Source organism: Rhizobium leucaenae USDA 9039 (assembly GCF_000426285.1).
Classification (GTDB): domain Bacteria; phylum Pseudomonadota; class Alphaproteobacteria; order Rhizobiales; family Rhizobiaceae; genus Rhizobium; species Rhizobium leucaenae.
Window position 1 is genome coordinate 39,711 of the sequence record NZ_AUFB01000029.1, and the last position, 6,751, is coordinate 46,461.

General features: G+C 56.6%; 8 protein-coding genes. 1 reads left to right on the forward strand and 7 read right to left on the reverse strand.

The window, feature by feature from the left end:
• Position 1: 1 nt before the first annotated feature.
• The 7 genes from virB9 to K290_RS0128055 all read right to left on the reverse strand — a co-directional run bounded on the left by virB9 (position 2) and on the right by K290_RS0128055 (position 6,416).
• Positions 2–862: a P-type conjugative transfer protein VirB9 gene (virB9, locus tag K290_RS0128025; protein ID WP_028754881.1), complete on the reverse strand. Its 861-nt coding sequence runs from the start codon at positions 860–862 to the stop codon at positions 2–4.
• On the reverse strand, positions 859–1,530 hold the full coding sequence (locus K290_RS0128030) for a VirB8 family type IV secretion system protein (protein WP_028754882.1): 672 nt from the start codon (positions 1,528–1,530) through the stop codon (positions 859–861). The genes virB9 and K290_RS0128030 overlap by 4 nt, the downstream gene beginning before the upstream one ends.
• 327 nt (positions 1,531–1,857) lie before the next feature.
• Complete coding sequence (locus tag K290_RS0128035) at positions 1,858–2,787, reverse strand: TrbL/VirB6 family protein (RefSeq protein ID WP_028754883.1); 930 nt, start codon at positions 2,785–2,787, stop codon at positions 1,858–1,860.
• 3 nt (positions 2,788–2,790) lie between these two features.
• Positions 2,791–3,024, reverse strand: a complete 234-nt coding sequence (locus K290_RS0128040) for an EexN family lipoprotein (RefSeq protein ID WP_028754884.1) — start codon at positions 3,022–3,024, stop codon at positions 2,791–2,793.
• Positions 3,021–3,716, reverse strand: a complete 696-nt coding sequence (gene virB5 / locus K290_RS0128045) for a P-type DNA transfer protein VirB5 (RefSeq protein WP_037136453.1) — start codon at positions 3,714–3,716, stop codon at positions 3,021–3,023. The genes K290_RS0128040 and virB5 overlap by 4 nt, the downstream gene beginning before the upstream one ends.
• Positions 3,716–6,082 carry a VirB4 family type IV secretion/conjugal transfer ATPase gene (locus tag K290_RS0128050; protein ID WP_028754886.1) on the reverse strand — a complete coding sequence of 789 codons (2,367 nt, stop codon included), beginning with the start codon at positions 6,080–6,082 and terminating at the stop codon, positions 3,716–3,718. The genes virB5 and K290_RS0128050 overlap by 1 nt, the downstream gene beginning before the upstream one ends.
• Positions 6,075–6,416, reverse strand: coding sequence for a VirB3 family type IV secretion system protein (locus K290_RS0128055; RefSeq protein ID WP_028754887.1), 342 nt, complete (start codon positions 6,414–6,416; stop codon positions 6,075–6,077). The genes K290_RS0128050 and K290_RS0128055 overlap by 8 nt, the downstream gene beginning before the upstream one ends.
• A gap of 206 nt (positions 6,417–6,622) precedes the next feature.
• Here K290_RS0128055 and K290_RS36585 point away from each other — a divergent pair.
• A partial coding sequence (locus tag K290_RS36585) for a helix-turn-helix domain-containing protein (protein WP_245276604.1) occupies positions 6,623–6,751 on the forward strand: 129 nt, incomplete at its 3' end.

Here is a 6,751-nt window from a genome sequence, read left to right on the forward strand (position 1 = left end):
CCTATTGCTGAGCGTTTGCCGTCTGCGCTTTTAGTACACGCTCGACCGAGGGCGATGTCGTATTGGTGTCTGGATTTACGCCGACCGGATCGTAAGCCTCGTTGAAAACGCAAAGTACGTCTCCTCCTCGCTGCAGGATGAACTTGCGACCGATCGCATGGACGAGCACCAGATCCCCATCCACCGACTTCGGAACTAGGCTCTCCGTCCCATCGGAATTTTCCATGTAGATTGCGGGCATTTCCTGATTGCCGCGGAAGGCGAAGGTCGTAATCTTGCCGTTGTCATAAACCGCCTGGGGCTCGAGAGGGGCAGTCCCTTGCGCCGAATAGCGCCAGTTTCGTGGTCCGTATTGCTCATGCAGCGCCAACACCTTGTCGGCCGCGCTCGCCTGCGCCGCCTGGGTTTGCGCCGCCGCCTGCGCCCGACGGCGTTCCGCCTCGTCGCCAGGATAGCGATATTTGATGTAGAAATAGGTGTCTTGGCCGGCGGCGACCGGACCATCCCGAGCCGTCAGCTCTATTTGGTAGCTGCGAGTGGAACCGTCCCGCCGGGTGGTGACGACTGAGATGTTTGTCATTGGCTGGTTTTCCCGCGGTTTTAAGAAGAGGATATTGCCTGCGGGCGCCACCTCCCAGGCGACGGTATTTCCAAGCGCCACATGGGCTATTTCTTCATCGCCAGCAAACTCGATTTGGACAGACGAGCGTAGCGAGCCCACAACCTTCGTGACGTTATAGGGCTGATAGTCGACGAAGCGGATACGATTGTCCTGCGGGGCGCCACGTGGAGTCTCAAGCGCGAGAGCCGGTGAGGACCAAATGGCGGTGACAATCAGAGCTATTGCGCAGTGATGTTTCAATTGATGGCCTCCGGATCGGATCGATACTCGCTCACGACGAAACCGAGCGGGTTGACTAGTCGATCAGCCGAGGACATCGGTGCGTTGCTATACGAGAAAGTGAGCGTCGCCACCCAATGGGTGGTATGGACCTCGTCGCCGCGGGTGATTGTGCGCATATAGCGAACCGAAGCCACGTTGCTATTGATCAGCGAAATCGAAACGATGTTGACGCGCGACGTGGCACCGTGGCCATAGATGTTTTGAGGGGAATCTGGATTGCTACCACGATAAAGGGCGGCGAACTTGGTCTGCTCCGGGGCGGTCGACAGCAGCGAAACCGTGCGGAAATTCTCTTCCGCCTCGCTCCACACATATCCCTCCCGGGCACGCACATAGCGGGAGGCAAAATATTTGGTGACCGCTTCATCATAATTTCCGGCCGTTGACGTGAGCCCTGAAACGACATCAACAATCCCGGTCGAATTGTCGACCCTCACAACGAAAGGTTCGACTGTCTTTAGAGGCGTCAGGCCGGCGACAGCAAAGATCGACGCTGCTGATAGGGCGCTCGCGACGATCGCGACGAACCATGCAATTCGCGCGGAGCGCTCCAACTGGATCATGCGGTGCTGGTCGAAGCGCCGAGCCTTTTCGAAATAGCTTTTAAGACCGTCCGCGGTGACCATCAGCTCTGCCCCGCACAAGGACGATAGGACTCGGTCATATGGTAACGTGCGAAAGCAGCAGGGACGTTACTCCCCTCCTCTTCGACGTAAGACGGCGGCGTGCCCGCGGGCACGGCCGGAGGATCGGTTCTTTGCTTCGAAAATCTCTTATCGTCATCCCACTGCCACATCGCGCGGTTGAGCGGTCGGCGCGCGTAGCCGTCGCATTTCGGCAAAGAATGAGAATGGGAGACGCAAGCACCTAAAATCGATGCCATGCTTAGAAGTGCAAGTATTCGGAGCATACTAAAGCCACTCGTGTGTTTCATGTTTGCGACCCCCGGATCGTCAGCTTCTGTTTGGGCGAAAGCGGCGGCCAGCGGTGCGCATGCTGCGGCCCGCTGTCCGCGCGATGTAGGTAGCGCCCCAGGAAAGGGTGCTTTCATGCGCATCGCGCGCAGCCCCATATCCGTAGGTGAGCGAAGCCCCGCCAGCTGCGAGTGCGGAAGCAATGCCGGGGAGCTGGTAGAAGACGTAGAGTGCGGCAAGGCAGATGGCGCCAAGCGCGACGGGGCGCATCAGCACATCGCTATAAGTTTCAATGACATCGAAGGTAGAATCAATGCAGGTAATGAGCAAAGAGCCTATGGCAACGACGAGCACCTGTAGGATTACGAAATTGGCGAGCTGTCCGATCCAAGCCTCGGTGAAACGCTGGGTCGCCCGAAACATCGCCAGCGCAATGAAGATCGGTCCGATGGCAAGCACGATCGCCAGCGCCAGTCGTGCGTAGAGCGAAACGATGTAACCGATCGCAGCTACCACGAAACTCGACACGATGACGAGCATGCCTTCAATACCGGTCACAATATCGACGGGCCATGAGGCCCGCGCCCAGATTTCCTTTGCACATTTCTGGCCCTTATCGAGCAGGCTGTCGAAGGTGGAGGCGCTGGGTATCGTGCCCGAGTTCAGCGCCTGCGAGATTTCCTTCGGCAGCGCATCAAAGAAGATGTTGGTCACATAGGTTTGATACTCGCCGGCGCTCTTCACCAGCATCAGGATGATGGCGAGCTTCATTGCCCGAAACGCAAAATCCATAATTGGTTCGTGGATTGATCCGCGCAGAATGAGGAAACCATAAAGAAGAACGTAAAGCGTCAATGCCGCTGTGAGCGGACCAGTCACCCAACTGGCGATATTCGAGGTCCCCGAGGAGATGAAGGTCTCGAGTGGCGTCTTGAACTGCCCGTCGACAAAGGCAAAGACCTCATACATACATCAGCCTCCCGGTGCCGAAGGTGTGTCCAGAACGCTGGCCTTCCAATTTGCCGCCTCCGCATTCACGCAGTTTGGCGTGCCTCGAAGCTCCCCTGGATTGTTGCGGCATTTTTCGAATATCTCGGCGCGCAACTGTTGATCGGCTAATAGCTCCTCGACCGAATAGACGCGCTCAGCCTTTTTCCCGCAGCTGGCCAAGGTGATGATGAGTGCCAAAAGAACGAGTGACTTCATTGTAACGCAGCTCCCATCACATCCATGCGCTTGCGCCAATCTTCAGCCTTGCGCTGTTCATCGACCTGGACTTGTGCCTGTTGCACCATGCGCAGGCCTTCCAGCCTCAGCACGTCGGTCTGAAGAAAGGCCGTCTCGGCCTGCAGCCGCGCCTGCAAATCGGCGATGTCTTTGGCATCACTCGCCGAAGAAATTTTCTGCCGCAATTGATCGATGCCATCGATCCGCTTGGTGGCGGCATCATAAATCTGCTGGCCGAGGCTCATCTGCCCGGCATTTTTGTTTTGAACTCGCGATAGCTCCTGCGCGTAAAAATCGTTGGCGTTTGTCTTGTAAGTCGAGTTGTCACTCAAGAATTTTGAGGCGACATCCCCGAACACCCCCGAGCCAGAGCCCTTAAACAGGCTTTCGATGGCGGAGAAATCCTGAGGCAACGCTTTTCGGATCGACGGATCGTTCAAGACCCCGGCAATATCCGCCATGTTGGTCAGTTTGTTCAGCGAGCCGTAAAGCTGTTGTGCCTGCTGAAGCTGCTGATTCAATGTGTCGAGCTGCGATTTTAGCTGGGCGATACTTTCGATCTGCTTGGTAACCGCGGTTTGGTCGATCACCGGAATGCCCTGCGCCCCGATCGCTTGGGCCGATAGGAACAACGCCAGCATTGCCGTGGACAGCTTTCTGTACTGGGCCATTAGCCTACACTCCTTCTTTGCTGGAATATCCGCAGCCAGTCGTCTTGGCTGGCTCCGAATTCGGCGCGGATTGCATCTGCAAGTTCGACGTTTGCCGTCCGCCCGGAAAGGATCGCGAGTTCGTCATCAAAGCCGTTGAGTTTCAGCTCAGCGACAACGCTGTTGTGGCCCTGCTTGACGATGAAACGGCGGCTGTCGGGCGAGAGCTCGCGGGAGAGCAATTCGAACTCGCGTTCGGTGAGCTTGAAGCCATCGACGTAGTCGGCGCGGTCGCCGCGCGGATTCGGCAGGAATATCTGCGTCGGGCATTGTTCGATAATCGTATGCGCAATCGGGGAATTGATAGCATCGCGCGGGCTTTGAGTGGCAAACAGCATCAACCCGTTCTGCTTCCGGATCGTTTTGAGCTTGTTTTCCGCAAGGTCAAGAAAGCTTGCATCCTGCAATGCTCGCCAGAACTCGTCGATGACAATGATGATGCGGCGCCCGTCGATCAATTGTGCGACACGGTGGAAGAGATAGGCCATCAAGGGAGTGCGAATTTCCTCATTGTCGAGAAAGTCCGTCATGTCGTAGCCGAGGAACTTGGCGCCAATACCAATATCGTCAGCCTCGTTGTCGAAGACCCAACCAAGCGGCCCTCCCCGCTCCCAGCGGCGAAGTTTCGCGGCAACCCCTTCCGGATCGGTATTGTTGAGGAATGCGCGCAAAGCTCCGATCGAGCGCTGTTCTCGTGAAAGGTCGGCAAGCCCTTCGATTGCCAGAGCAATATCGCCGATTTCGGTGACTGAAAGCTCGCGCGCCGTCGAGCCGACGAGCTTGCCGACAAAGCGCGCCAGGAAAACCTTGTTGTGCGGCGTCAATTCTAGAGCCTTAAACGGCGCGCATTTTGTCGGCTCCCCATTTCTGAGCGGCAGATACGTGCCACCGGCGGCACGTACGAAAAGGTCCGATCCGCGGTCCTTGTCGAAGAAGACCATGTGCGGATTGTGCTTTTCGAGCTGTGACAGCATGAAATTGACGAGCACGGTTTTTCCAGCGCCCGATGGGCCGCAGATGAAGGTGTTGCCGAGGTCGCCATAATGGAAGTTGAAATAGAACGGCGAACCTGAGGCTGTCTGCAACATAGCGACTGCCGGCCCCCATTCGTTTCCGTCTTTCTTGCCGACGGGATAGGAATGAAAGGGCGAAAGCGCTGCGAAATTGCGCGATGTAATTGCACCTGAGCGGGCTCGGTAACGAAAATTGCCAGGCAATTGCGCCCACCAGGCTGCCTCAAGCCCGAGATCTTCGCGCGCCACGACCGCTCCGCCGGTGGTCAGATGCGAGCGCGCCTTTGCGAGGTTGCCCGTCAGCTCCTTTACCGAGGATGCGAACACACAAAGCGACATATGGTGCTCACCGAGGACGAATTGGTTCGATTCTAACTCGTCCATGGCGGCATCGAGCTCCTCGATCTGGGAGACTGCTTTATCACCGGAACTGACCATTTGGTTCTGCTTGCGCCCCATGACTGTGCGCGCATCGGTTTTGGACATGAACCCAAAGGATTGCGTCAGGATCAGCTCGAATGGTGCCGTCAGAATGCCATCCAGCATGCCGCAGCGAGTCCTCGCCGGATACTCCTTGAAACCGAACATGCCGGCGTAACGGCTTGATCCCTCGTGGCGGATCTCAACAGTCTCGCGCCCGAAGATGAGACGATCGGAATAGATTGCCGAGGAGATCCTGCCATCCGTCAGCGGCACCGGTTCACGGCGGCCGCCGATCAGCTGATGCAACACTTCGCTCAGTTCGGAAAAAACGATGTCGTCTCGATTATAGAGTGACAGCACACGCGGAGCGAAATGTTGCAGTCCCGCGGTGACATCAGTCACCTTTTCATGCAGATGCTTCAGACTGTCTCCATCAAGTTCACCCCCCATACGTCTGGCTTTGCGCAGCCGGGTCAGAAGATTTACGAGCTGTTCGGCCGGATCGCGGCCGGGATGCCAAATAAGGGTGAGATAGAGATCGTTGCGGAACAGATCTTCGCCGACCATACGTTCGCGATATTTGCCATTCACCGTTGCAGAGAAGGTATTGGCGAACGCGCCTTCTGGATAAGTGTTGTCGCGCCGGCGCAGGACGTGGGTCCAGATTGCCAGACGCTCGTCGGCGATATTGCGGTACAGCGTGTTGAGATCGCGCTGCAGGCTACTTAGGTCGGTAGCATCGGCCGTCTCGAATGACACTCCCTCCAATGTGATCATCACCATTAATGACCTGGAATCGAGTGCTACCGCCGTCTCGTCTACAAATCGGACATATGGGATAAACGTTTCCGGCTCGAGTTCTCGGAATTTCAGTCGAGACATGTCAGTCATGACCGAAGTCCCTTTCATCGTAGCGCCGCAAGAGCCTGAGCGGAGTTATCGAAGCACCATTCCAATGTCTGATGTTGCGCGAACGGCCGCGCGTCTCGACCCAAGCAATCAGAGTGCGAAACATATTGTGGTCGTGCTTGACGAGTGCCCGGAAGATGAAGTGAAAAGCCACGCCGACCAATACATAGGCAATCGAGCCGGCGAGAACATAAAGGATGGTCGTCACAATGACATTGATGCCCATCGCTTCCATGGTAACACCTGCAATCATTGCCGGGCGCGTACAGGCGAGAAACAGCACATCTTCTTCAAATGCAGCTACCTGGCTGCGGATTCCGACGTGAAGCCGGCCGCCAATCCGATCAAAGACCGGCCACCATTCCGATTTGAAGCCGGCCACCGTTCCGATCAAAGACCGGCCAGTTTTCGACACTGAACATCACTCCCTGGGTCAGCAACTTTGGCATCAAATACCTCGCGGTGAACGAGGGGATTTTGATGCCGGCAAAGAGAAGGCTGACCATGAGACATTTGCGACAAATGCTGCGGCTTGCAGCAAGCGGAACCAGCTCGCGTGAGATTGCCGTCGTGTTGGGAATTGCGCGTAGCACGGTGCAGGATAATCTGCAGCGCGCAGCGGCGGCTGGGTTAAACTGGCCCTTGCCTGGG

Bases quoted from the DNA above. Each gene is read 5' to 3' on its own strand.
- K290_RS0128030 (WP_028754882.1), bottom strand. From the start codon at position 1,530: ATGGTCACCGCGGACGGTCTTAAAAGCTATTTCGAAAAGGCTCGGCGC.
- K290_RS0128035 (WP_028754883.1), bottom strand. From the start codon at position 2,787: ATGTATGAGGTCTTTGCCTTTGTCGACGGGCAGTTCAAGACGCCACTC.
- K290_RS0128040 (WP_028754884.1), bottom strand. From the start codon at position 3,024: ATGAAGTCACTCGTTCTTTTGGCACTCATCATCACCTTGGCCAGCTGC.
- virB5 (WP_037136453.1), bottom strand. From the start codon at position 3,716: ATGGCCCAGTACAGAAAGCTGTCCACGGCAATGCTGGCGTTGTTCCTA.
- K290_RS0128050 (WP_028754886.1), bottom strand. From the start codon at position 6,082: ATGACTGACATGTCTCGACTGAAATTCCGAGAACTCGAGCCGGAAACG.